Raw genomic sequence first — 24718 nt, forward strand, 5'->3', positions numbered from 1 at the left:
TCCGGAGGCAACATGCAGCAACGGCGAAGGCCGTCTTGGAGCAGTACGTTCCTGCTGACAGCAGGTCTGTTGGCGGGAACGGGATGTGGGGGCAACGCGGCGCCCACCGAGCCCGAGCAGCTCAGGAGTCAGCCGCAAAGCCGGGGCTTTGGCCCCGACCTCGTGGTTCGAGAGCTACGAGGCCCCAGCAGTATTCGGTTCGGTGAGCCCTTCACGACCATCGTGAAGGTCTGCAACGAAGGCACTGCGCCCGCGCAGAGCCCCGTAGGTCCCATCCAGATGGACTTGTACCTGTCCATGGATGACACGCTCTCCTGGCCCGACCCGAGCTTGCCACCCCCAACGGACCAGGTGCTCCTCGCCACGCTGGAGTTCAGCGAGCTGGCGGACGGCCACTGCGAGACGCGGGCCTTCACCGGCTCCGCGACGCCGCCGGGTCCCCAAACGGACGGCATCTATTACCTGGGAGCCATCACCGACGTGCACCAGATCCTCGTCGAACTGGACGAGGCCAACAACACCGCGGTGACCGCGCTGGGCATTGGAAACCGCCCGGACCTCGTCGTCACGGAGCTTCGTGGCCCCACGAGCGTCACGGACAGCGGGACGGTCGCGTCGACGCTCAAGGTGTGCAACCAAGGCACCCACGTGTCGGACGACACCATCGTGGAGCTGTACCTCTCCACGAACGGCACGCTGTCACCGCCAACGACGGGCGGTCCTCCCCCCACGAATCAGGCCTCACAGGGAACGGTGGAGGTGCCCGAACTGCTCCCGGCCCACTGTGCCATCCGCCACGCCTCCTTCCCGGTGATATTGCCGCCCGGCGCGACACCTGGTCAGCCGCTCTACCTGGGCGCCATCGCCGATACGCCCGAGTTCTCCACGGAACTCAACGAGGACAACAACGTCTTCGTGGGGGACCTCGTCGCCATGGGAGCGGGACCGGACCTCGTCGTCACCTCAGTGCACGCCCCCACCAGCATCCAAAGCGGAGACCTGCTGGGCGCCTCCGTGAGGGTTTGCAACCACGGCACGCTGCCCGCGAATCCCAGCTGGCTCGAGCTGTACCTCTCCGTGGATGGCAACGTCACCATGCCAGGCAGCGGCAGCCCACCGCCGCCGGGACAGGAACTTGTGGGCCAGACGGATGTGCCCCTCCTGAACCCTGGTAATTGCATCACTCGCAACGTCCAGGGCGCCGCGACGTTCCCAGCTGGCGCGCCCCAGGAAGGCGCCCTCTTCCTGGCCGCCATCATCGATTCCACGCAAGACATCCCTGAACTGCGTGAGGACAACAACGCCTTCGCCCAGGGGCTCATCGGCGCAGGGGCGCGCCCGGACCTCGTCGTGACCGCGGTTCGTGCTCCGGCCAGCGTGTCCCCTTCGGCATCTTGGGCCCCTGTCAGCATCACCGTTTGCAACGTGGGGACCGTCGTTGCCCAAACGGCCGAGGTGGATATCTACCTGTCCATGGTGCCGACGCTGGACTCGCCTGCCATGGAGGGACCGCTGCACGGGACCCAGTTCAGGGTCGGCGGATTCGGCCTCTCCGTCGTCGAAGCAGGGCGTTGCGTCACACGCGAGGAGTCCATCACCCTGGCCCGTCCCCAGGGTGCGCCACCCCAACTCCAAGCATTCTACGTGGGCGCCATTGTCGACGCATGGTCGAACATCGTGGAGCTTCGCGAGGACAACAATGTCTTTGTCGGTGAGCGAATGGGTGTCGGCAACGGGCCGGACCTGACCATCACCTCCGTGAAGGGCCCCGCCAGCAGCATGCCTGGCGACATTCCTGTCACCGCCCGCATCTGCAACCAGGGCACCGTGGCCTCACAGAACACCCAGGTGGAGTTCTACCTGGCCGCGCATGCCTTCCTGAATGCTCCGACTCAGGGGGGCTCGCCTTACAACGCCGACCCACATACGGCGTTCTCCATTGGGATGCAGCAGGTGCCATCGCTGGAGGCGGGCGAGTGCAGGACGATCTCCACCCTTGCTACCGCGATGAGCTTCCCCCCGGAGTACATCGACAGGGCGTTCAATCTTGGAGCCATCATCGACCCACACGCGCAGGACAATGAACTCCGCGAAGACAACAACACCTTCATCGGAGACTTCATGGGCCTGGGTAGCCGTCCTGACCTGGTGGTCACTGCCATCGATGGTCCCTCCAGCGTGAGCAACAGCTCCCTCTTCGTGACCACCCTGACCGTCTGCAACCAGGGCACCTATTCCTCCGGGCCCACGATGGCGCAGGTGTATCTGTCCACCGAACCCCACCTGGTGCTGCCAGATTGGAGCGGGCATGGAACTCCGCTCCCGTGGAGTCAAACGCCCGTGGGCGACGTGAGCATCCCCACCCTGCACGTCGGGCACTGCTTCACAGGGCAAGTGACTGGCGCGGCCTACATCCCACCCGGCTCGCACGGCGAGGCCATCTATCTGGGCGCCATCATCGATGCGAACGACGCCATCGAGGAGCTCCGCGAGGAGAACAACGCCTTCGTGCGCGGCCGCATCGGCGTAGGGAACAAGGCGGACCTCGTCGTCACCGCCATCAACGCTCCGACGAGCGCGCGAATCCACAGTGCCTTCACCGCCACCGTGACGGTCTGCAACCAGGGCACCGAGTATGCGAGTTCCTCGGACCTGGAACTCCACTTCTCGACCCTGCCCACGTTGGAAATGCCACGGTGGTTCGGTTCGGGCTCCCCCCTGCCCGACACCCAGGCATCCATCGGCAACATCTCAGTGCCACACCTGGACGCGGGCCATTGCATTTCCCAATCCATCCAGGCCTCTACAGAGTTGCCACCCGGCGCGCTGTTTGCCCAGCCCCTGTACCTGGGCGCCATCATCGACGGATGGGGCAACGTCGGGGAACTGCGGGAGGACAACAACACCTTCGTGAGCGGAATCATGGGCGTCGGTGATGGCCCTGACCTTGTCATCACGGCGGTGCAGGCGCCCCCGAATGTCGGGCCGTTCGCGACGTTTCACCCGACCGCCACGGTTTGCAATCAGGGGACAGAGCCCTCGAACAACGCCCTCGTGGAGTTCCACCTCTCCACGGAAGAGACGCTCGTCATGCCGCGCTGGAATGGACCCGGCAATCCACTGCCACCGACGCAGCAGCCCATTGGCGAGCTGAGTGTCCCCTTCCTGAATCCAGGGAGGTGCTTCACGGGAAGCGCTGTCGCAACACTGACGCCGCCGCCCGCGACAGTCCCTGACCAGAAACTCTACCTGGGTGCCCTGGTCGATGGGATGCAATCCCAGGAGGAGCTGCGTGAAGACAACAACATCTTCATGAGCGGACGCATGGGCGTGGGCCATGCGTCCGACCTGGTCATCACGTCACTCACGGGCCCCGCGAGCGTCGAAGCCAACGCCGCGTTCACCGCCACGGTCACCGTCTGCAATCAAGGCACGTCTGAATCCTATCCCACGGAACTGGAGGTCCACCTCTCCACCGAAGCAAGCATGGCCATGCCCGAACGGTACGGCCCGGGAATCCCGATACCCGCCAGCCAGGTGTACGCCGGCGAGTTCGGAGTCCCCGCCTTGGGTATCGACGATTGCATCACGCTGCAGGTGCCCTCCTGGTCGAACCTTCCTGTCCTGGCCCAGCCCGAACAGCCCTTGTATCTCGGCGCGGCCATCAATCCCGACTTGCTCGCTGGTGAGCTGCGCGAGGACAACAACACCTTCGTCGGAGACATCATGGGTGTTGGCGCCAGTCCCGACCTGATTGTCACCGCGGTGCAAGCGCCCGTCAGCGTGGAACGCACCGGCAACTTCACTGCCTCGGTGACGGTCTGCAATCAGGGCACCCAGGCATCGGGCAGCGTGCAGTTGGACCTGTACTTCTCCACCCAGGCCCAGGTCGTGATGCCTCAGTGGAATGCACCAGGTTTCCCCTACCCGCGCACGCAAGCGCTCATCGGCGCCTGGAACGTGCAGCCCCTGAATCCGGGACAATGCACCACAGAGCCCGTCCTCGCGTGGGTGGAACTGCCCGAGGAGGCCGAGCCCCATCACCCGCTGTACCTGGGCGCGATCATTGACTCGAACCAGGCGCAGGCCGAGCTGCGCGAAGACAACAACATCTTCGTCAGCGGACTCATGGGCGTGGGCAACCAGCCAGACCTGGTCGTCACCTCCGTCTCCGGCCCCAACTCCGTGAGAACGGGCAGTGCTTTCACCGCCACCGTGCAGGTCTGCAACCAGGGCACCGCGCCCACCAACGGCTCCATGGATGTGGCGCTGTACCTGTCGAGCAACAACACGCTCGAATTCCCCTATCAAAGCTGGCCGGGCGCCCCCCCCGACAGTCAGAGCCAGATTGGAGTGATGACCGTGCAATCTCTGGACGCCGGGCAGTGCGTCACGCGCAACACGCAGGTGACGGTCAACACGCCTCCGGATTCTGGCCCCACTGGGTTCTTCTATCTGGGCGCCCTCGTCGACCCATGGCAGAACCTCGAGGAACTGCGCGAGGACAACAACGTCCTCGCGGACCGGTTCATCGCGGTGATGCCGTAGTCGTCGTGGTCTGAGAACGGGCCCGGCCGAGCGCACCGACGTTCGGCCGGGCCTTGCTTCGAAGTCGCATGCATCCCAGAAAGAATGCCAGCCACCTGCCTGCAATTCTTACACACCCGCGTTGCCGCGTTCCGTCCTCGGCGTCAGTGCCTCCTGCCGTCACGCGCCCATCTGGCTGGGAGTTCCGGACAAGAACAAGTCCCCCGGGCCATCCTCCCGCCACTTCCAAGACATTCCCAGACAACGCCATTCGACATGCGGGCGCCCCTGGGGGCAGATGTATCAACCTCCGAGAATAACAATAAACAAGAGAACAACTGGCACATCGACTGCAGCCGTCCCTTGTCCCCCCAGCAATGACGGACGAGGAGACCCCCATGATGGATAGGAAGTGGCTCGGGCTCCTGTTCATCGGCGCCGTCTGGGCCTCGAACGCCTGGGCCAATGACTTCCGATCCGAGAAGCTCGTGAACGGGCTCAAGCAATACACGGTCGACACCTACCCGGAGACGCTGCGCTTCACGTTCACCGTCACCAACATCGACCCGACGCTCCCCTCCGAGCTGCTCTCCGCGACCGCGCCCCTGCTGAAGTCCTGCACGCTCTCGCCCACGTCCCCCCTCGTGGTTCCAGCGGGAGGCCACGTCACGTATCAGTGCGAAATCGAGCTGGAGAGCTACGACGCGTGTCTCACATGGGGGATACACGATGCGAACCCCGTGACGCCCAACCACGAGGTCTCCTTCACCAGCACCTTCAGCATCGGCTGGGACGCAGGTGCCAGCCAGGCGGGGGCCAACGTGCTCTGCCTTCCTCAGCCCAACCTGTTCTGTGACGACACCGTCTACCTCTCCACGACCTCGCGCTCTCCGGAAGGACGGCCCGCGGCCCCCTCACGGCTCTACATCTTCGACCCCGCCACCGGCACGCTGACGCTACAAGGTGAAGCCGCGCTCCCCTACAACGCGCTGGCGTTCAACCACTACGACGACATCCTGTACGCCATCGCCTCGGACGGTGTCAGCGCGCCCAGCTTCATCCGCGTCGACGCCACCGGCTCTTCGAGCATCATCGCCCCGCTGGACACCACGGCACCACGCTCGGCCATCTGGACCGCGGGAGCCGTTCTCAAGGATGGCTCCTACGTCGGCTTCGAGCACAGCACCCATCGCCTCATCCGCATCAACCCCAGCACCGGAGGCACCCTCTCCGAGCAAGTGGTGACCATCCCGGGAGACTTCCAACTGGCGGACTTCGCGACGAATCCTCGGGACGGCCAGCTCTACGCCTTCAACAACGCCACCCAGCGGCTGACCCGCATCGACCCGCTCACGGGCGTAGCCACCGACCATCCCGAGCCCGCGCAGATTGACGGCAGGCCCGCGGAGAACCCCGTCATGAGCGCCGCCGTCTTCACACGCGACGGCGAGCTCTTCCTCTACGGAACCAGCGGCCCCGACACCCGCAGGGTCAGCGGCTTCCATGCCGTGGACGTGACGACGGGAAGCCTGACCCGCCTCCTCACGCGGCCGGTGCCCCAGCTCGCGAACGGCGCGATGTGTGGCGTCTACTCCTGGGGCTCGCCTCGTCCGCAGCCGACGACCCGGGACCGCGGATTCTTCGGCGCCAGCGAGAGCGCCCTCTTGGAGTGCCTGGCATACGGCCCCATCTCCCTCGGCGCTCTCGGCGAAGTCTCCACCCTCCCGGGTGCCCTGGGCATCCTCTGGGCCAACCCCGCCATCGCCTCGAACAACGCGCGCCGCACGGCCCTGGAGTCCTTGAAGGTCCGGACGGCGCGAGAAGCGCTGACGGCGGTCTGCAACGAGCGCGTCTTCAACACGCGCGCGCCGACCCTGTCCGCGCTGGAGAATCCGGCCTCGCTCGACCCCGGCCGGGTGGAGGAGCTGCGTCAACGGCTGGAGCGGCACAACCACTCTGGCAAGCGGACCGCCATCCCGCTGCGAAAACGAATCTTCGCGGTGGACCCGCTGCAAGCCATGGAGCGCGCCGAGGAACCTCGGTTCTGAGAGGGAGCGTGGTCGTGAAGATTCCATCCCAATCCAGGTGGATTCCGGGTCTGCTCGTGGTGCTGGGAGCAAGTGCCTGCGATAGCAGCGAAGACGATTTGATGCGGGCGCTGGGAGACCCCGTGCTGGACGCCTTCGAAATCCGCCTGCGAGGCCAGGACGCGGCACAGTATGAGAAGGTCCTGCTGGGCATGGGCCAGGTCGAGGTCACGTCCTTCGGCGAGCCCGTCCGCTTCGAGCCCTCGCCCAACGCTCGCGCCATGGACCTGTCGGACACGGACCACGCGCACCTCCTGGGGCGCTTCTTCCTGCCCAGGTACGTGAAGCAGGTGGACATCACCGTGCGCTTGGACGACGTGGGCGCGTTCAAGGAAGACAGTCTGGCAGGCCTCATCAACGCCCAAGCCGGAACCATCCAGTTCTCGACGACGCGCAGCGCCCTGGAGCAGCGCTCACGCGTCGTCATCCACCTGCACCTGAAGGACAGCCTCTTCGACGGCAGGGGCGGAAAGACGCTCCTGCCGTCGACTTACATCGCCCACTGAAAGTCCCGACGCCCCGAAGGCCCTCTGGCTTCCACCTGCGCGCGAGCCCGGGCCCTGCCAGAATGCGCGCCATGAAGACCCCCGGGAAACAGGTGGTACTCGTCCGGCACGGAGAGACGGAGTGGAGCCGCGCCGGTCGGCACACAGGGCGGACGGACATTCCGCTCCTGGGCTCCGGCAGGGAGATGGGCCGCCTTCTCGGCGCGCCGCTGAAGGCCTGGCGCTTCGACACCGTCTACACCAGCCCGCTGAGCCGCGCGGCGGACACCTGCGCCCTGGCCGGCTACGGGGACTACGCCCAGCTGCGCGAGGACCTCATGGAGTGGGACTACGGCGACTACGAGGGGCGCACCGGCGCGGAGATTCGCGCCGAGCGGCCCGACTGGACCATCTGGAAGAACGGCGTCCCCAACGGAGAGACCGCGGCGCAGGTGGCCACTCGCGTGGACGGCGTCATCGCCGACGCACTGCGGACGGACGGGGACGTGCTCATCTTCGCCCACGGGCACCTGCTTCGCGTGCTCGCGGCGCGGTGGCTGGGCCTGCCCCCGTGGGAAGGCCGCCTCTTCCTGCTGAGCACCGCGTCCATCAGCGTGCTCGGCCATGACGGCGACAGGCGCCGCCCGGCCATCGTGTCGTGGAACGACACCACGCACCTGCGCGCGTAGCTACAGTCGTCCCTCCAGGAAGTTGCGCACCAGCGCGGGGCCCTCGGGGGTGAGCACGCTCTCCGGATGGAACTGCACGCCCACCACGGGCCGCTCGCGATGGCGCAGCGCCATGATGAGGCCATCCTGGCTCCAGGCGGTGGCTTCCAGCTCGGCGGGCAGTGACGGCGCCTCCACGATGAGCGAGTGATAGCGCGCCGCAGAGAAGCCCTCGCTGAGCCCGGCGAAGAGCCCCGTGCCGCCATGCCGGATGTGCGCCGCCTTCCCGTGCACCGGCTCTGGCGCGCGCACCACCTTGCCGCCGAAGGCCACGCCAATGGACTGGTGCCCCAGGCACACGCCCAGCACCGGCACGCGTGACTGGGCAATGGCCGCCACGCTGACACCCGCCTCGTGCGGAGTGCAGGGCCCCGGCGAAATCACCAGGTGGGACGCGCCCGAGGCCGCGACACCTTCGGCATCCAGGCCGTCGTTGCGCACCACCTTCACCTCGGCCCCCAACGTGTACAGGAGCTGCACGAGGTTGAAGGTGAAGGAGTCGTAGTTGTCGATGACCAGAATCACCGGCCACCTCCCTCGCGCGCCAGCCGCAGCGCGGCGGCCATGGCGCCCGCCTTGGCTTCCGTCTCGTCCGCTTCCTTCGACGGCACCGAGTCCGCGACCACTCCCGCGCCCGAGGTCCACATCGTCCGGTCTCCGTCCACGAAGAAGGTGCGCAGCGCAATCGCCACGTCCAGCGTGCCGCAGAAGGACAGGTAACCCACCGCGCCCGAGTAGGGCCCGCGCCGCTGGACCTCCAACTCGTCGATGATTTGCATCGCGCGAATCTTGGGCGCGCCCGACACCGTGCCCGCGGGGAAGGTGCTGGCCAGCGCATCCAGCGCGTCGTACTTCGCGTCGAGCTTGCCGCGCACCTGCGACACGATGTGCATCACGTGGCTGTAGCGCTCGATGAGCATCATGTCCTCGACGCGCACCGAGCCAGGTGCCGCCACGCAGCCCACGTCGTTGCGCCCCAGGTCCACCAGCATGATGTGCTCGGCGCGCTCCTTCTCGTCCGCGAGCAGCTCCTTCTCCAGGGCCAGGTCCTCGGCCTCGGACGCGCCACGGCGCCGGGTGCCGGCGATGGGCCGCACCACCACGTCCCCGTCGCGCACCTGCACCAGCAACTCCGGCGACGCGCCCACCAGCGCGCGGGCCTCGCCCAGCTCCACGAGAAAGAGGTACGGCGATGGATTCACCCGCCGCAGCGCGCGGTAGAGCGACAGCGGCGGCGGCGCGCCCCGGGATTCGAAGCGGCGCGCGAGCACGACCTGGAAGATGTCTCCGGCGCGGATGTACTCCTGCGCCTGAGCCACCGCCGACTCATACCCCGCGCGGTCCCAGCACGCGGTAGGCGCCACGTCCCCACGCATGCGCGGCGCTGGCGCATAGGCCTCTGGAGACAGTGGTTTCAACAACCGGTCCGCCATGGCCTGCGCGCGCCCCTCCGCGTCCTTCAGCGCGGCGGCCACGCTGCCGTGCAGCGACGGCCGGGCAATGGCGGTGGCCTTGAGCGTTCCGGTGCGGGTGTCGTGCGTGACGAAGTCCTCGCACACCAGCCATTCCGAGTCCGGGAAGGAGATGTCGCTGGGGTGCCGGTCCGGCACCGTGGGCTCCAGCCACGAGAAGCAGTTGTAGCCCATGTACCCCACGAGCCCGCCCAGGAAGGGTGCCTCACCGGGGAGCCGGGCCACGGCCAGCTCGCGCCAGAGCTGGCGCAGCACGTCCAGGGGCTTGCCGTCCCGGCGCTCCTCGCTCGAGCCGCGCCACAAGGTGGCACCGTTCCGATCCAACCGCACGCGGCCCGCGGGCTCCGCGCCGATGTGGCTGTAGCGGCCGAACTGCTCGCCGCCGTAGCACGACTCGAGGATGAAGCCGCGCGAACCACCGCCCAGCTTCAGATAGGCCGACAGCGGCGTATCGAGGTCCGCCGGCAGCTCCACCGACACCGGCACCGCCTCACCCTGCTCCGCGCGCTGCCGATAGGCTGACTTCCGCTCCTGTGCATCCATCGTCTTTGACTCACTTCCCACCGCGCATCACGGCAGGGGGATGGGTTATCCCCCGTCCGAGGGGAGTCCTCCAAGCGGTCCGATATTCTCCTCCCCACGTCGCGCAAGCCCCCGGGCCAGCGGGTGCCCGGGGAGCAGCCCGGGGAGCTCCCGCCGGTGAGGCGGCGTCCTACCCCGGGTGGTCCGGCTCCAAGCCCCTCGCTATCTGAATGGGACTTTGAGTGCCGCTCCTCCCGCTCCATTGATGACGGTGACGCCTCAGGGGCTCTACTGCGTTCCCGGCGGCTTCCACGTCGACCCCTGGCGTCCGGTGGACCGGGCGCTCATCACCCACGCGCATGGAGACCACGCACGCAGTGGCAGCCACCGCTACCTGGGCGCCCGGGCGGGCAAGGGACTGCTCCACCGGAGATTGGGCGCGGACGCCACCATCGACACGCTCGACTACGGCGAACGGCTGCGCATCAACGGAGTCACCGTCAGCTTCCATCCCGCGGGCCACGTGCTGGGCAGCGCGCAGGTGCGCGTGGAGCACGGCGGTGAGACCTGGGTCGTGTCCGGCGACTACAAGCGCGCGCCGGACCCCACGTGCGCGCCCTTCGAGGTCGTCCCCTGCCACACCTTCATCACCGAGGCGACGTTCGGCCTGCCCATCTTCCGCTGGGACGCGACGGAGCAGGTGGCCGAGGACATCCTGCGTTGGTGGGACGCCAACCGCGCGCTGGGCCGCGCGGCGGTGCTGTTCTGCTACGCGCTGGGCAAGGCGCAGCGGCTGCTCGCGGAGCTGGCGAAGCTGACCGACCGCGCCGTGTTCATCCACGGCGCCTTGCACTCCCTGGTGGACGTATACCGGGACGCGGGCGTCCGCATGCTGCCCACGCACTTGGTGTCCGAGGTGGAGAAGGGCACCTCGTTCGCGGGAGCGCTGGTGCTGGCGCCGCCGAGCGCGAACGGCACCACGTGGATGCGCCGCTTCGGTGAGCATGAAACCGGCTTCGCGTCCGGCTGGATGCGCGTTCGAGGCAACCGCCGCCGCCGGGGCTTCGACCGCGGCTTCGTGCTGTCGGACCACGCGGACTGGCCCGACCTGCTGCGCACGGTGAAGGACATCCGGGCGGAGCGCGTGCTGGTGACGCACGGCTACGCCGAGCCGCTGGCCCACTACCTGCGCGAGCAGGGCGTGGACGCCGCGCCCCTGGCCACGCCCTTCGAAGGCGAAGCGGAGGACTGACGCGTGCGGCGACTGGCGGACCTCTACGAAACGCTGGACCAGACCACGTCCACCAACGCCAAGGTGGAAGCGCTCGCGCGCTACTTCCAGGAAGCGCCCCCGGAGGACGCGGCGTGGGCGCTCTACTTCCTCACGGGGCAGAAGCTGAAGCGGCTGATTCCCACGAAGCTGCTGGTGGGGTGGACGCAGGAGCTGACCAGCATCCCCGGTTGGCTCTTCGAGGAGGTCTACGCCTCCGTGGGTGACCTGGCGGAGGTGATTGCCCTGCTGCTGGACGCCCGTGAGCGCCCGGCACGGACCGAGGAGCTGCCCCTGTCCGTCTGGCTGGAGCAACGCCTGTTGCCGCTGCGTCAACTGGACGCCGCCGGGCAACGCGAGCAGGTGGTGTCCTGGTGGCACGCCATGCCCCGGCGTGAATTGTTCCTGCTCAACAAGATGCTCACCGGTGAACTGCGGGTGGGCGTGTCCTCCACGCTGGTGGTCCGCGCGGTGGCGCAGGTGGCGGGCCTGCCCGCGCCCAGCGTGGCGCACCGGCTGATGGGGACGTGGACGCCCTCGCCCACGTTCTTCCGGCAGCTCGTGTCCCAGGACGTGTCGGACAGCGACAGCTCCCGGCCCTACCCCTTCTATCTCGCGTCGCCGCTGGAGCAGCCACCAGGGGACCTGGGCGACCGGGCGGAATGGCAGGTGGAGTGGAAGTGGGATGGCATCCGGGGCCAGCTCATCCGCCGCAAGGGCAGCGTGCACCTGTGGAGCCGCGGCGAGGAGCTCATCACCGAGCGCTTCCCCGAAATCGCGGACGCCGCCGCCGCGCTCCCCGAGGGCACGGTGCTGGACGGCGAGGTGTTGGCCTACGCGGACGGAAGGCCCCTGCCCTTCGCCCAGCTCCAGCGGCGCATCGGCCGGCAGAAACTGACGCCCAAGGTGCTGGCCGAAGCGCCCGCGGCCTACATCGCCTACGACATGCTCGAGCTGGGGGGCGAGGACCTCCGGAGCCAGCCACTGCGCGAACGGCGCGCGAAGCTGGAGGCACTGTTGGAAGACGTGCCTCGGCTCCCCGTCTCCCCCGTCGTGCAAGCGGCGACCTGGGAGGACCTGGCCACCGCGCGGGGCGAAGCGCGAGAGCGCAACGTCGAGGGCTTCATGCTCAAGCGCCTGGAGTCGCCGTACCTCACCGGGCGCAAGCGGGGCGACTGGTGGAAGTGGAAGATTGACCCGTTCACGGTGGACGCGGTGTTGCTGTACGCGCATCCGGGCCACGGCCGGCGCTCGTCGCTGTACACCGACTACACCTTCGCGGTGTGGAACGGCACGGAGCTCCAGCCCGTGACGAAGGCGTACTCCGGCCTGACGGACGCGGAGATTGGCCGGCTGGACCGGTGGATTCGCGCGCACACGCGGGAGAAGTACGGCCCCGTGCGCTCGGTGGAGCCTGAACAGGTCTTCAAACTGCACTTCGAGGGCATCCAGTCCTCGCCGCGTCACAAGTCGGGCGTCGCGCTGCGATTCCCCCGAATCGCCCGCTGGCGGACGGACAAGAAGCCGCAGGACGCGGACACGCTGGACTCGCTCAAGGAGCTGCTCCATGCCAGCGGGTAGACCCCGCTCGCTGCGGGCGCAGATTGCCGCCAGTCGCAAGGCCCTGCGCGCCACCACCGAGCCTCCAACCACGGAGGCGCCGCGCAAGCCCAGGCGACCTCGCGTCCAGCGCGCATCGACTCGAGCTCAAACGAATGAACCACCCCTGGAGCGGCTGCGCGGCTGGTTCCGCGCGAAGGGGTGGACACCCTATCCGTTTCAAGAAGAAGCCTGGGCCGCCCATGCGCGCGGCGAAAGCGGGCTCATCCACGTCCCCACCGGCGCGGGCAAGACGTACGCGGCCTACCTGGGTCCGCTCGCGGACGTCGCGGCGAATGGACAGCCAGGGCTTCAACTCCTCTACGTGACGCCGCTGCGCGCGGTGTCCCGGGACGTGGAGAAGGCGTTGAGGGAGCCGCTCACCGTGCTGGACGCGGACATCACCGTGGAGAGCCGCACCGGCGACACGTCCTCGTCGGTGCGCCAGCGTCAGCGAGAGCGCCTGCCGCAGGTGCTCATCACCACGCCGGAGTCGCTGTGCGTCCTGCTCACGCATGAGCGGGCCCCGGAGCTGTTCGCATCACTGCGCTCCGTCATCGTGGATGAATGGCACGAACTCCTTGGCTCCAAGCGGGGTTCGCAGTTGGAGTTGGCGATGGCCCGCCTGCGCCACTTCGCGCCGGGCCTGCGCACCTGGGCGCTGTCCGCCACGCTGGCCAATCTGGAAGAGGCCGCCCGCCACGCCGTGGGCACCGGCCAGACGCCCACGATTGTGAGCGCGGCGTTGGAGCGGCCCGTCGTCGTCGAGACATTGCTGCCCGAATCCGTGGATGCGTTCCCCTGGGCGGGCCACCTGGGCTTCTCCATGCTGGCCCGCGTGGGCGCGTGGCTGGACGCGGAGCGCTCCACGCTCATCTTCACCAATACGCGCTCCCAGGCCGAGCGCTGGTTCGAAGGACTGCGCTTCGCCCGCCCGGAGTGGGCGCACCTCATCGCGCTCCACCATGGTTCCATCGAACGCGAGGAGCGCGAGCGCGTGGAGAGCGGCCTCAAGGAAGGCTCGCTGCGCATCGTGGTGTGCACCTCGTCGCTGGACCTGGGCGTGGACTTCGGCCCGGTGGAGCGCGTGGTACAGGTGGGCAGTCCCAAGGGCATTGGCCGCACGATGCAGCGCGCGGGCCGCAGCGCCCACCGCCCGGGCGCCACCTGTCACATCCTCTTCGTCCCCACGCACGCGCTCGAGCTGGTAGAGATGGCCGCCGCCAAGGACGCGCTCCTGCGCCGCGAGGTGGAGGCCCGCACACCGCCGGGCAAGCCGCTGGACGTCCTGGCGCAGCACCTGGTGACGTGCGCATTGGGAGGCGGCTTCACGCCCGGCGCCCTGCGAGACGAGGTGCGCACCGCGGCGGCCTTCGCCGGCCTCACCGACGAGGAGTTCGCGTGGACTGTGTCCCTGGTCCGCGAAGGCAGCCCGACGCTGCGCGCCTACCCGGAGTTCCGGCGCGTGGTGGAGCACGAGGGCCGCTGCGTCGTCGCGGACGCGCGCGTGGCCCGCATGCACCGCCTCAACATCGGTACCATCACCTCTGACGCGGTGGTGCAGTTGCGTTACTGGAGCGGAGGGCGCCTGGGCAGCGTGGAGGAGTCCTACGTCAGCCGCCTCAAGCCGGGCGACACCTTCATCTTCGCGGGGAAGAAGCTGGAGTTCAGCCGCATCCAGGACATGACCGCCTACGTGCGGCCCGCGAAGACGAAGGTCACCCAGACGCCGCGCTGGGGCGGCAGCCGCCTGCCCTTGTCCGGCTCACTGGCCGCCGCCGTTCGGCGCACGCTGGACACCGCGCGCCACGGCGATGTCACGTCGGACGAACTGGCCGCCGCCTGGCCCGTGCTGGACGCGCAGGCCCGCCTGTCCCGCATCCCCGCGGCGGACATCCTGCTGGCGGAGACGTGCCAGACGCGCGACGGGCACCATCTCTTCCTCTATCCCTTTGAAGGACGGTTGGTGCACGAAGGACTGGCGGCGCTGCTGGCGCTGCGGCTGACGCGCCTGCGAAAGGCCACCTTCACCCTGTCGGTGAATGACTACGGCCTGGAGCTGCTCACGCCCACGCCCTTCCCCTTCGAGGAGGCGCTGCACCCCGCGCTCTTCACCCGCGAGCGCCTGGAGGCGGACGTCCTGGAGAGCGTCAACGTCGGCGAGCTGTCAAAGCGCCAGTTCCGCGACATCGCCCGCATCGCCGGGCTGGTGCTGCCGGGGCTGCCCGGCGCGCGCAAGTCCTCGCGGCAGGTCCAGGCCAGCGCGTCGCTGCTGCACGACGTCTTCCTCAAATACGACCCGGACAACCTCCTGCTCGTCCAGGCCCGCCGGGAGGTGCTGGAGCAACAATTCGAGGAGGGGCGCCTGGAGCGGACCCTGGAGCGGCTTCAAGCCGCGCCCCTGGAGCTCATCCATGTCCGCCGGCCCACGCCCCTGGGCTTCCCGCTCGTCGTCGAGCGCATCAGCGCGAGCCTGTCGAGCGAGTCCCTGCTGGAGCGGGTGGAGCGATTGAAGGAGCGATGGACTCGCGAAGATGCCAGGTCCGCATAGAGGGCACCCTGCTGGAGCTGCTCCCGGAGCGCGCCCTGTACTGGCCCGACACTGGCACCCTGGCCGTGGCGGACCTGCACTGGGGCAAGACGGAGAGCTTCCAGCAGCACGGCATCCCCCTGCCCGCGGGCGTGCTGGAGGACGACCTGGCCCGCCTGTCCGCGGCGCTCACCACCACCGGTGCCCACCGCCTGCTCCTGCTGGGAGACCTCATCCACTCACGCCAGGGCCTCACCGCCGCCGTGGTGGAGCGGCTGGCGGAGTGGCGGGAGTCCCACGCGTCGGTGGAGTGCGTCCTGGTGCGGGGCAACCATGACCGGCACGTGAAGACACTGCCCGACCGCTGGCGCCTGGACGTCCGCGAGTCCTCCATCGACGAAGGCCCCTTCCACTTCGCCCACCACCCGGAGCCCGTTTCAGGCCGCTATGTATGGGCAGGTCACCTCCACCCCATGGTGCGGCTGGGCGGCAGGAGCGACACACTGCGTCTTCCCTGCTTCCAGGTGGGTCGCGGCGTGGGCGTGCTTCCGGCCTTCAGCGCCTTCACGGGTGGACTCAACGTCTCCCGCCGCGCGGGCGATCGCATTTTCGCCGTCGCCGGCCCCGCAGTCGTCGAGGTGTAGGATGAGCCACGCCAAACGCCGCAAAATACTGGGTATCATCGAAACAGATAATACCTTCGAGCGCTCCAACCACCGGGACCGCGAGGCGTGGCTCGGCAAGTGCTTGCACTGCAACGCGCACTTATGGGTCGGCTTGGATGGCGAGCCGATCAGCCGCGCCACCATCGAGCACATCCTCCCGAAGACGGCCGGGGGCACCGAGGCGCTGAGCAACCTGGGCCTGGCCTGCGCCCGGTGCAATCAGGGCAAGGGCACCCGGCATGACGCCCGTTATCACCGGGACGCACGCGCCCGGGAGCTGGTGGAAAGGCTTCTGGCCCGGCGCCTCTCGCGCTGGCGGAAGCCGGAGACCGACGAAGAGCCGTGAAACACCCGGAGTGATCCTCCCCGACGGGTGCTTTGCTCAATCGTCCCTACCTCCCTCCAGAAGAGAGATTCATCACCGCGCGACCGCGACTTTCCGCCCTCGCGCGAGGAAGTGGTATCCCCTTGCCGCCACATCTGAATGGTTGACACTGCCGTGTCGATGCCCGATGGTCCCGCGCCGCATTAGGGCAGGGAGAGGAGGAGGGCCCCGCCCACGGCATTACTAATAGAGGTTTCGTTGGACGTGTCCGCTTCGCCTTCAGTGCGCCAGGAGCTACCGCCCACCCGCCCCAGTGGGGCCGGGAATGCCCCTCCGCTCCCTGTGCCCGGTAACGCCCACGCCTCGCCTTTCGTTCCCTTCACGAGTGCTGTTGTCGAAGCCCCCTTGCCCATGGTCCAGGTATGAGCGGCCCTCTCTTCCCACGTTGGACGAACACGGTGTCGCGGCTGTCCGCCGCGGCGCTCCTTGCCGTGCCCGCCATCGGTATCGGCGGTCTCATGGCCTACGTGCGCTCGCCGTACGTCACTGGCCAGCAGCGGCCCATTGAACAGCCGATCGAGTTCGATCACCGCCACCACGCGGGTGATGAGCAGATTGACTGTCGGTACTGTCACTGGTCGGTCGAGGAGTCGCCCTCTGCGGGCATCCCCTCCACCACGGTGTGCATGTCCTGCCACGCACAGGTCTGGAACAAGAGCCCGTACCTCAACGAGGTCCGCAAGGCGTTCTTCTCCGACCAGCCCATTCCCTGGGTCCGCGTGCACAACCTGCCGGACTTCGTCTACTTCAACCACTCCATCCACGTGGCCAAGGGCGTCGGCTGCGCCACCTGCCACGGCCGCGTCGACCAGATGGCCGCCGTGGAGCAGGCTGCGCCGCTCACCATGGCCTGGTGCCTGGATTGCCACCGCAATCCGGAGCCCCACCTGCGTCCGGCGGAGTTCATCACGTCCATGACGTGGACCCCGCCCGAAGACAAGGCCAAGGCCGCTGAGCTTGGCCGCCAGTTGGCTGAAGCGTACGACGTCCACTCGCGCGAGAGCTGCTCCACATGCCACCGATGAACACGAAGCGCGACGGCGCCCCGTCGCAGGATACCCCCTCCTCCTTCGCGCTCCCGGTCGTCACGGACCGGCCTGCCGCCAGGTCCGACGTTGTCGGCGAGGCGCTCGAGCACGCGGCGGCCAATGCCTCCCCCTCCGAGCCCGGCTATGGCCAGACGTACTGGCGCAGCCTGGAGGAGAAGCTCGGCACGCCCGACTACATGGAAGCGACGCGGCCGGAGTTCCCCGTCGGCGCGGACCTGGCGCCCACGGGCTTCGCCCGCCGCGAGTTCATGCACCTGCTGGGCGCCTCGCTGGCCCTGGCCGGCGCCACGGCGTGCAGCACCCGTCCGGTGGATGAGCGCATCCTGCCGTACACCAAGACGCCCCCCGAGCTCGTCCCGGGCAACCCGCTCCACTACGCGTCCGGCATGACGCTGGCCGGTCACACCTCCGGTCTGCTCATCACCGCCCGCGAGGGTCGCCCCGTGAAGATCGAGGGCAACCCGGACCACCCGGTCAACCAGGGCGCCGCTGGCCCCTGGGAGCAGGCGTTCCTGCTGTCCCTGTACGACCCGAGCCGCGCCCGCGTGCTCCGTCAGGGCAAGAGCCCCCGCGCCCTCCGCGTCCTGCGCGAGGAGCTGGTCAACGCCGCCAGCAAGGCCGCCGCCAATGACGGTGGCAGCCGCGTGCGCTTCCTGTCCGAGCCCGGCAACTCGCCGCTGACCGGCGACCTGCGCAGCCGCATCCTGAAGAAGCTGCCGAACGCGCGCTTCCACAGCTACACCGCGCAGACGCACGACACGCAGGACGAGGCGCTCCGCGCGCTCTTCGGCGGACAGCCCGTTTCGGCCGTCTACGACTTCGCCCAGGCGGACATCGTCCTGTCGCTGGACGCGGACTTCCTGGAGAGCCGCCCGGAGAACCTGGGCTACGCGCGCCAGTTCGCCAACCGCCGCGACCCGAACAACGGTCCGCTCAACCGGCTCTACGTGGCCGAGGCCCGCTTCTCCATCACCGGCGGCATGGCCGACCACCGCCTGCGCGTGAAGTCGCAGGAAGTGCTCGCGGTCGCCGCCGCCGTGGCCCAGGCCGTGGGTGGCCCCGCCGCCTCGCTGGCTGGCGCCGCCGCCAACAAGGCGTCGCTGAAGTCGGACCACAACGCCTGGGTGCAGGCGGTCGTCGCGGACCTGCGCGCCGCGCGTCCGGGCCGCACCCTGGTGGTCGCGGGTGAGCGTCAGCCGGCCGCGGTCCACGCGCTGGCCCACGCCATCAACGCCGCGCTGGGCAACACCGGCACCACGGTGAAGTACGTGCAGTCGTCCATCGCGGAGCAGGAGGGCCTGAGCCAGGTCCGCGCGCTGGTGGAGGACATCACGGCGGGCCGCGTGGACACGCTGGTCATCACGAGCTGGAACCCGGTGTTCTCGGTTCCGGCGGACACGGGTCTGAAGGAGCTGCTGGACCCGGCGACCAACCCCAACCGCGGCAACCTCACCGTTCTCTACACGGGCCTCTACGAGGACGAGACCAGCCAGTACGCCGACTGGTTCGTCCCCGCGACGCACCCGCTGGAGACGTGGAGCGACGGCCGTTCGTTCGACGGCACCGTGGCCATTGCCCAGCCGCTCATCCAGCCGCTCTACAACGGCGTGCCGGAGTCCGAGCTGCTGGCGATGTTCCTCGACGAGCCCTACCGCCCCGCGTACCAGATGCTGCGCGACTACTGGCAGGGGCAGTCCGAGGGCCAGGGTGACTTCGAGGCCCGCTGGGAGAGCTGGGTGTCGGATGGTGCCATCCCCGGCACGCAGGCCGCCCCGGTGCAGGGCGCTCCGGACTTCGGCGCTGCCTCCGCGCTGGTGACGGGCTACACGGCCCCCGCCACGGGCGAGCTCGAGATCAACTTCGTCTACGACTACAAGATCTTCGACGGCCGCTTCGGCAACAACTCCTGGCTGCAGGAGCTCCCAGACCCCATCACCAAGATGACCTGGGACAACGCCGCGCTGCTGAGCCCGGAGACCGCCAAGAGGCTGAGCCTCGAGCCCGGTGACCTGGCGGAGCTGACCTACGGCGGCCGCAAGCTGACCGTGCCGGTCTGGATCACCCCCGGCCACGCGGACGACACCGTGACGATGGCGCTGGGCTACGGCCGTGACGGCCTGCACGAGCAGGTGGCCAAGGCGGTGGGCTTCAACGCCAACGCGGTGCGCACCGTGAAGGCCCCCTGGTTCGACGGCGGTGCCACGCTCACCAATGTGCGCGGCAGCTACAAGTTCAGCCTGACCCAGACGCACTGGCGGATGGAGAACCGCCCGCTCGCGCTGGACATGCCGCTGTCCGAGCTGAAGAACCCGTCCATCGCGACGCAGCACACGCTCCACCGCGTCAAGAGCGAGCTGAAGTTCAAAGTCCAGGACATCCTGAGGCCCTTCAACTACGACAAGGGCCCCGATAACCCCCAGGGCTACAAGTGGGGCATGGCCATCGACCTGTCGCGCTGCACCGGCTGCAGCGCGTGCGTGATTGCCTGCCAGGCGGAGAACAACATCCCCGTCGTGGGCAAGCAGCAGGTCTCCGTCAGCCGTGAGATGCAGTGGCTGCGCATCGACCGCTACTTCGAGGGCAGCGAGAGCGACCCCCGGATGGTCATGCAGCCGGTGATGTGCGTGCACTGCGAGAAGGCCCCCTGCGAGTACGTCTGCCCGGTGAACGCCACCGTGCACTCGGACGAGGGCCTCAACGACATGGTGTACAACCGCTGCGTCGGCACCCGGTACTGCTCGAACAACTGCCCGTACAAGGTGCGCCGGTTCAACTACCTGCACTACACGGCGGACAAGACGGCCACCGAGAAGATGCTGATGAACCCGGACGTCACCGTCCGCAACCGCGGCGTGATGGAGAAGTGCACGTACTGCGTCCAGCGCATCGAGCGAGTGCGCATCGACGCCCGCGTCGAGAAGCGCCTCATCAATGAGAAGGAGCTGCAGACGGCCTGCCAGCAGACCTGCCCCACGCAGGCCATCACCTTCGGCTCCCTCAACGACCCGCAGCAGCGCGTCACGCAGCTCCACGAGGACGAGCGCGCGTACAAGCTGCTCCACGAGCTGGGCACCCGCCCGCGCACCGCGCACCTCATCCGCGTCCGCAATCCCAACCCCGCCCTCGAGCCCGCCGCGCCCGCCGCTGCGAACCAAGGGAGCCACTAAGCCATGGCTGAAACTGCTTCCACCACGTATCACGACCCGCTCGAGCCACGACCCCTCGTCGCGCCGCACCATGACGACGCGACCCTGAACGAGACGCTGCTGGACCATGTCTGGCGCAAGCCGGGCAAGGGCTGGTTCATGCTCTTCGGCCTGTCGCTCAGCGCGCTGGGCCTGCTCGTCATCGGTGTCACCTACACGCTGGCCCGCGGTATCGGCGTGTGGGGTAACAACCAGCCGGTCGGCTGGGCGTTCGACATCATCAACTTCGTCTGGTGGGTCGGTATCGGCCACGCCGGTACGCTCATCTCCGCCATCCTCCTGCTCTTCCAGCAGAAGTGGCGCACGAGCATCAACCGGTTCGCGGAAGCCATGACGCTGTTCGCCGTCATGTGCGCCGGTCTGTTCCCGCTGCTGCACACCGGCCGTCCCTGGTTCGCCTTCTGGCTGTTCCCCTACCCCAGCACCCTGGGCGCGTGGCCGCAGTTCCGCTCGCCGCTGGTGTGGGACGTGTTCGCCATCTCGACGTACCTCACGGTATCCGCGCTCTTCTGGTTCGTGGGCCTCATCCCGGACCTGGCGGCGCTGCGTGATTCGTCCAAGACGAAGCTCCAGCGGACCATCTACGGCCTGTTCGCGCTCGGTTGGCGCGGCTCCGGTCGGCACTGGCACAACTACAAGATTGCGTACCTGCTGCTGGCCGGTCTCTCCACGCCGCTCGTGGTGTCCGTGCACACCATCGTTTCGTTCGACTTCGCCGTCTCCCTGCTGCCCGGCTGGCACGCCACCATCTTCCCGCCGTACTTCGTGGCCGGCGCCGTGTTCAGCGGCTTCGCGATGGTGATCACGCTCATCATCCCGGCGCGCAAGTACCTGGGTCTGCGGGACGTCATCACGGACCGCCACCTGGAGAACATGAACAAGGTCATCCTGGCGACGGGCCTGCTCGTCTCCTACGGGTACCTGATGGAGCACTTCGTCGCCTGGTACTCGCAGAACCAGTACGAGCTCTGGACCTTCTACGTGAACCGCGCCACGGGCCCCTACGCCGGCGTGTACTGGCTGATGATTGCCTGCAACGTCATCACCCCGAACATCTTCTGGTTCAAGAAGTGCCGCACCAGCATCCCCATCATGTGGGTGGCGTCCATCGCGGTGAACATCGGCATGTGGTGCGAGCGGTTCATCATCATCGTCACCTCGCTGAGCCAGGACTTCCTGCCGTCCTCCTGGGGCATCTACACCCCCACGTGGGTGGACTGGTCCATCTACATCGGCACGCTGGGCCTGTTCGGCACCCTGTTCCTCCTGTTCCTCAAGTTCGTGCCCGCGGTCGCCATCAGCGAGGTGAAGGAGCTCCAGCTCGAGCTCAAGCACGCCGCTCACCAGCACGGCTCTGATGATGCGCTTGCCGGCGCCGGCACCCTCACCCACGGAGCTCACTAAGAGCCATGGAAGCCACCGTTCTCGATTCCTGGGTCCTGGCGGAGTTCTCGACGCCGGACGCCCTCGTGACCGCCACCCGCCAGATGCGGGAGAAGGGCTTCGAGGGAATGGACACCTACTCTCCGTACCCGCTGCACGGCGGGTCGGAGGCCCTGGGTCTGCCACCCTCGCGCGTGCCCTTCATCGCCCTGTGCGGCGGTCTGACGGGCGTGGCCACGGCGCTGGCCATGCAGACGTGGATGAACACCATCGACTACCCGCTCAACATCGGTGGTCGCCCGCTGCTGTCGCTGCCGGCGTGGGTGCCCATCACGTTCGAGCTGGGGGTGCTGTTCGCCGCCTTCGGCATCTTCTTCGGTCTGCTGGGGCTCAGCCGCCTGCCCCAGCCGTACCACCCCGTCTTCGAGTCCGAGGAGTTCCGCACCGCCTCCACGCACGGCTACTGGCTGAGCGTGCCCCAGGCGACGGGCACGGACGCGGCGCCGGTCATGGATCAGCTCAAGGCCCTGGGCGCGACCCAGGTGACCCTCGTCACGGGAGAGAAGGAATGAGGTGGCTCATCCCCGCCGCCGGACTCGCCACGCTCACGGGCTGCAACGTCAGCTCGGAGTTCCTCCAGCGAATGGAGCACCAGGCGAAGTACGAGTACTACGAGGCGTCCGACTTCTGGGCGGATGGTCGCTCCATGCGCACGCCTCCCGTGGGCACGGTTCCGCGTGAGCGCTTCGACAAGCTCCCCGAGCTCAAGGACCCGACCCAGCGCCAGGTGGCCCTCACCGGCCGCAGCGCCGGCCAGCCGGTGGCCCACGTGCCCATCACGGTGGACCAGAACCTGCTGACCCTGGGTCAGAAGAAGTACAACATCGTCTGCTCGCAGTGTCACGGCGTGCTCGGCGATGGAAACAGCATCGTCGCGGAGAACATGGCCCTGCGCCTGCCTCCCTCGCTGCTGGACCTGGAGAGCAAGTCGGACGGCCACTTCTACGTGGCCATCAACGAGGGCTACGGCGTGATGCCGTCCTTCTCCGGTGAGCTCGACCTGCGCGAGCGCTGGGCCGTGGTTGCCTACGTCCGCGCACTCCAGACGGCCCGCAATACCCGCACGGACGGCCAGCAGCCCGTTCCGCAGGAGAACCGATGAGTCCCCCCGTCACCAACTCGCACACCAACTTCGGGCCGTACACCGGCACGCCGAAGCTCATGGTGCCCGCGTTCGCCGTGGGCATTCTCTGCCTCCTGGCCACGCTGGGTGGCTTCTTCGCCACCGACGCCAAGGGTGAGACGGCGCACGCCTATCTGATTGGCTTCACCTACTGGGTGGGCATCAGCGTCGCCTTCCTCATCATGCAGGCCATCTTCCACACGGCGAAGGCCAAGTGGCTCATCGTACTGCGCCGGACGATGGAGACGGCCTCCGCGGTGATTCCGGTGTTCTTCGTGCTGGCCCTGCCGCTGCTGGCCATGGCCACCTACCTCTACCCCTGGTGGGAAGGCTCCGAGCTGACCAAGGGCTACTCCAGCCTGGAGCTGGAGCACCTGAGCCACAAGCAGCACGGGTACCTGAACAACCACCTCTCGTTCCCCCCCGGCGTGGGCGTTCGCCACATCATCTACTTCGGCGTGTGGACCTTCGCGGCCTGGCGGCTGCGGTCGTGGAGCCTGAAGCAGGACACCGAGGGTGGACTCGACTTCACGGTGAAGCAGCGCAAGTTCTCTCCGGGTGTGCTGCCGTTCCTTGCCCTCACCATCACGTTCGCTTCTTTCGACTGGCTGATGAGCCTCACGCCGCTCTGGCAGTCGACCATCTTCGGCGTCTATTACTTCGCCGGAAGCTTCCTGGCGGCCTTCTGCATCCTGACCATCGTCACGGTGAGCGCCCAGGGCAAGGACCTCTACGGCAGCGTCGTGAAGCTGGACCACTTCCACAACCTCGGCAAGCTGATGCTCGCCTTCACCGCCTTCTGGGCCTACATCGCCTTCTCCCAGTTCATGCTGGTGTGGATCGCGAACATCCCGGAAGAGGCGCCCTGGTACGGCCTGCGCATGTTCGGCCCGTGGCGGTCGATGTCCATCGCCCTGTTCTTCCTCCACTTCCTGCTGCCCTTCGGCATCCTGCTGTCGCGCAAGCTGAAGCTGCAGCCTCGGAAGCTGGCCTGGGTGGCGGCGTACCTGCTCATCATCCACGCGGTGGACCTGTACTGGCTGGTGTGGCCAGCGCTGACCGGTGAAGCGGGCCCGACGTTCCACTGGTCGCTGCTCACGGCCTTCTTCGGAGTGGGTGGCATCGCGGTGGGCTTCGCCCTCTTCCTGGCGCGTGGCCACTACACGCTCACGGTGAAGGACCCCTACATCGCCGAGTCCTTGAGGTACGTGCAGCCATGAAGAAGACCCAGGTTGAGCTCGAGTCGCGCGTCATCGTCGGCGCGCACGGCGTGGCGGCGGAAGAAGACCACCTGGTCATGGGCAAGGTGGTGGGCGTCGGCGTGGGTGCGCTCGCCATCTTCGCGGTGGGCATCGTCTGGGCCTACACCATCCAGGTCCGGACCATGGCCGACATCCAGCCGGACGGTCCGCCGCCGCGTCCCGCGGCCATGGGCCAGTACGAGGTGGGCATCGTCAACCAGCGCCTGTTCGAGCAGGACTGGCACGCCGTGGACAAGATCAGCGGCCAGGACCAGGCGCTGAGCGCCGGCTGGGGTGACCAGCCGGGCGTGAAGCAGCACCCCGGCATCGACGCCGCGATGAAGACGGTCATCGAGCAGAAGCGCAACCCGCCCCCTGCTCCGACC

General features: G+C 67.9%; 18 protein-coding genes. 16 read left to right on the forward strand and 2 right to left on the reverse strand.

Annotated features, from left to right (window positions below):
• Positions 1-12: 12 nt before the first annotated feature.
• From FMP39_RS28145 to FMP39_RS28160, 4 genes are all read left to right on the forward strand, one after another.
• The gene (locus FMP39_RS28145) at positions 13-4548 is read left to right on the forward strand and encodes a CARDB domain-containing protein (RefSeq protein ID WP_228558394.1); all 4536 of its coding nucleotides are present in this window, start codon (positions 13-15) and stop codon (positions 4546-4548) included.
• A gap of 377 nt (positions 4549-4925) precedes the next feature.
• The gene (locus FMP39_RS28150) at positions 4926-6575 is read left to right on the forward strand and encodes a hypothetical protein (RefSeq protein WP_228558395.1); all 1650 of its coding nucleotides are present in this window, start codon (positions 4926-4928) and stop codon (positions 6573-6575) included.
• Between the two features lie 14 nt (positions 6576-6589).
• Entirely contained in the window at positions 6590-7120 is a 531-nt protein-coding gene (locus tag FMP39_RS28155; protein ID WP_228558396.1) for a hypothetical protein, read from the forward strand.
• A gap of 62 nt (positions 7121-7182) precedes the next feature.
• Positions 7183-7788: a histidine phosphatase family protein gene (locus tag FMP39_RS28160; protein WP_141593233.1), complete on the forward strand. Its 606-nt coding sequence runs from the start codon at positions 7183-7185 to the stop codon at positions 7786-7788.
• On the opposite strand, the gene FMP39_RS28165 is transcribed toward FMP39_RS28160, so the two are convergent.
• Both FMP39_RS28165 and FMP39_RS28170 read right to left on the reverse strand, forming a co-directional pair.
• The gene (locus FMP39_RS28165) at positions 7789-8352 is read right to left on the reverse strand and encodes an aminodeoxychorismate/anthranilate synthase component II (RefSeq protein ID WP_141593234.1); all 564 of its coding nucleotides are present in this window, start codon (positions 8350-8352) and stop codon (positions 7789-7791) included. It lies immediately after the preceding gene.
• Positions 8349-9842 carry an anthranilate synthase component I family protein gene (locus FMP39_RS28170; RefSeq protein WP_141593235.1) on the reverse strand — a complete coding sequence of 498 codons (1494 nt, stop codon included), beginning with the start codon at positions 9840-9842 and terminating at the stop codon, positions 8349-8351. The genes FMP39_RS28165 and FMP39_RS28170 overlap by 4 nt, the downstream gene beginning before the upstream one ends.
• A 178-nt stretch (positions 9843-10020) precedes the next feature.
• Between FMP39_RS28170 and FMP39_RS28175 the strand changes: the two genes are divergently transcribed.
• From FMP39_RS28175 to FMP39_RS28230, 12 genes are all read left to right on the forward strand, one after another.
• Positions 10021-11073, forward strand: coding sequence for a ligase-associated DNA damage response exonuclease (locus FMP39_RS28175; RefSeq protein WP_141593236.1), 1053 nt, complete (start codon positions 10021-10023; stop codon positions 11071-11073).
• A gap of 3 nt (positions 11074-11076) precedes the next feature.
• Positions 11077-12672, forward strand: coding sequence for an ATP-dependent DNA ligase (locus tag FMP39_RS28180; RefSeq protein ID WP_141593237.1), 1596 nt, complete (start codon positions 11077-11079; stop codon positions 12670-12672).
• The gene (locus tag FMP39_RS28185) at positions 12659-15241 is read left to right on the forward strand and encodes a ligase-associated DNA damage response DEXH box helicase (RefSeq protein WP_141593238.1); all 2583 of its coding nucleotides are present in this window, start codon (positions 12659-12661) and stop codon (positions 15239-15241) included. The genes FMP39_RS28180 and FMP39_RS28185 overlap by 14 nt, the downstream gene beginning before the upstream one ends.
• On the forward strand, positions 15211-15864 hold the full coding sequence (pdeM, locus tag FMP39_RS28190) for a ligase-associated DNA damage response endonuclease PdeM (protein ID WP_141593239.1): 654 nt from the start codon (positions 15211-15213) through the stop codon (positions 15862-15864). The genes FMP39_RS28185 and pdeM overlap by 31 nt, the downstream gene beginning before the upstream one ends.
• 1 nt (position 15865) lies before the next feature.
• Positions 15866-16231, forward strand: coding sequence for an HNH endonuclease (locus FMP39_RS28195; RefSeq protein ID WP_141593240.1), 366 nt, complete (start codon positions 15866-15868; stop codon positions 16229-16231).
• Positions 16232-16632: 401 nt separating this feature from the next.
• A complete protein-coding gene (locus tag FMP39_RS28200; RefSeq protein ID WP_090492146.1) occupies positions 16633-17295 on the forward strand; it encodes a cytochrome c3 family protein in 663 nt (220 codons plus the stop codon).
• Entirely contained in the window at positions 17292-20486 is a 3195-nt protein-coding gene (locus tag FMP39_RS28205; protein ID WP_141593245.1) for a TAT-variant-translocated molybdopterin oxidoreductase, read from the forward strand. Before FMP39_RS28200 ends, FMP39_RS28205 begins: the two co-directional genes overlap by 4 nt.
• 3 nt (positions 20487-20489) lie before the next feature.
• Positions 20490-21929, forward strand: a complete 1440-nt coding sequence (nrfD, locus tag FMP39_RS28210; RefSeq protein ID WP_090492144.1) for an NrfD/PsrC family molybdoenzyme membrane anchor subunit — start codon at positions 20490-20492, stop codon at positions 21927-21929.
• Between the two features lie 5 nt (positions 21930-21934).
• A complete protein-coding gene (locus FMP39_RS28215; protein WP_011556030.1) occupies positions 21935-22480 on the forward strand; it encodes a DUF3341 domain-containing protein in 546 nt (181 codons plus the stop codon).
• Positions 22477-23070 carry a cytochrome c gene (locus tag FMP39_RS28220; RefSeq protein ID WP_141593241.1) on the forward strand — a complete coding sequence of 198 codons (594 nt, stop codon included), beginning with the start codon at positions 22477-22479 and terminating at the stop codon, positions 23068-23070. Before FMP39_RS28215 ends, FMP39_RS28220 begins: the two co-directional genes overlap by 4 nt.
• Positions 23067-24311, forward strand: coding sequence for a hypothetical protein (locus FMP39_RS28225; RefSeq protein ID WP_141593242.1), 1245 nt, complete (start codon positions 23067-23069; stop codon positions 24309-24311). Before FMP39_RS28220 ends, FMP39_RS28225 begins: the two co-directional genes overlap by 4 nt.
• Positions 24308-24718: hypothetical protein (locus FMP39_RS28230; protein ID WP_141593243.1), on the forward strand; the 411-nt coding region annotated here is incomplete at its 3' end. The genes FMP39_RS28225 and FMP39_RS28230, both read left to right, overlap by 4 nt.

This window comes from Myxococcus sp. AB056 (assembly GCF_006547365.1).
Taxonomy (GTDB): Bacteria; Myxococcota; Myxococcia; order Myxococcales; family Myxococcaceae; genus Myxococcus; species Myxococcus virescens.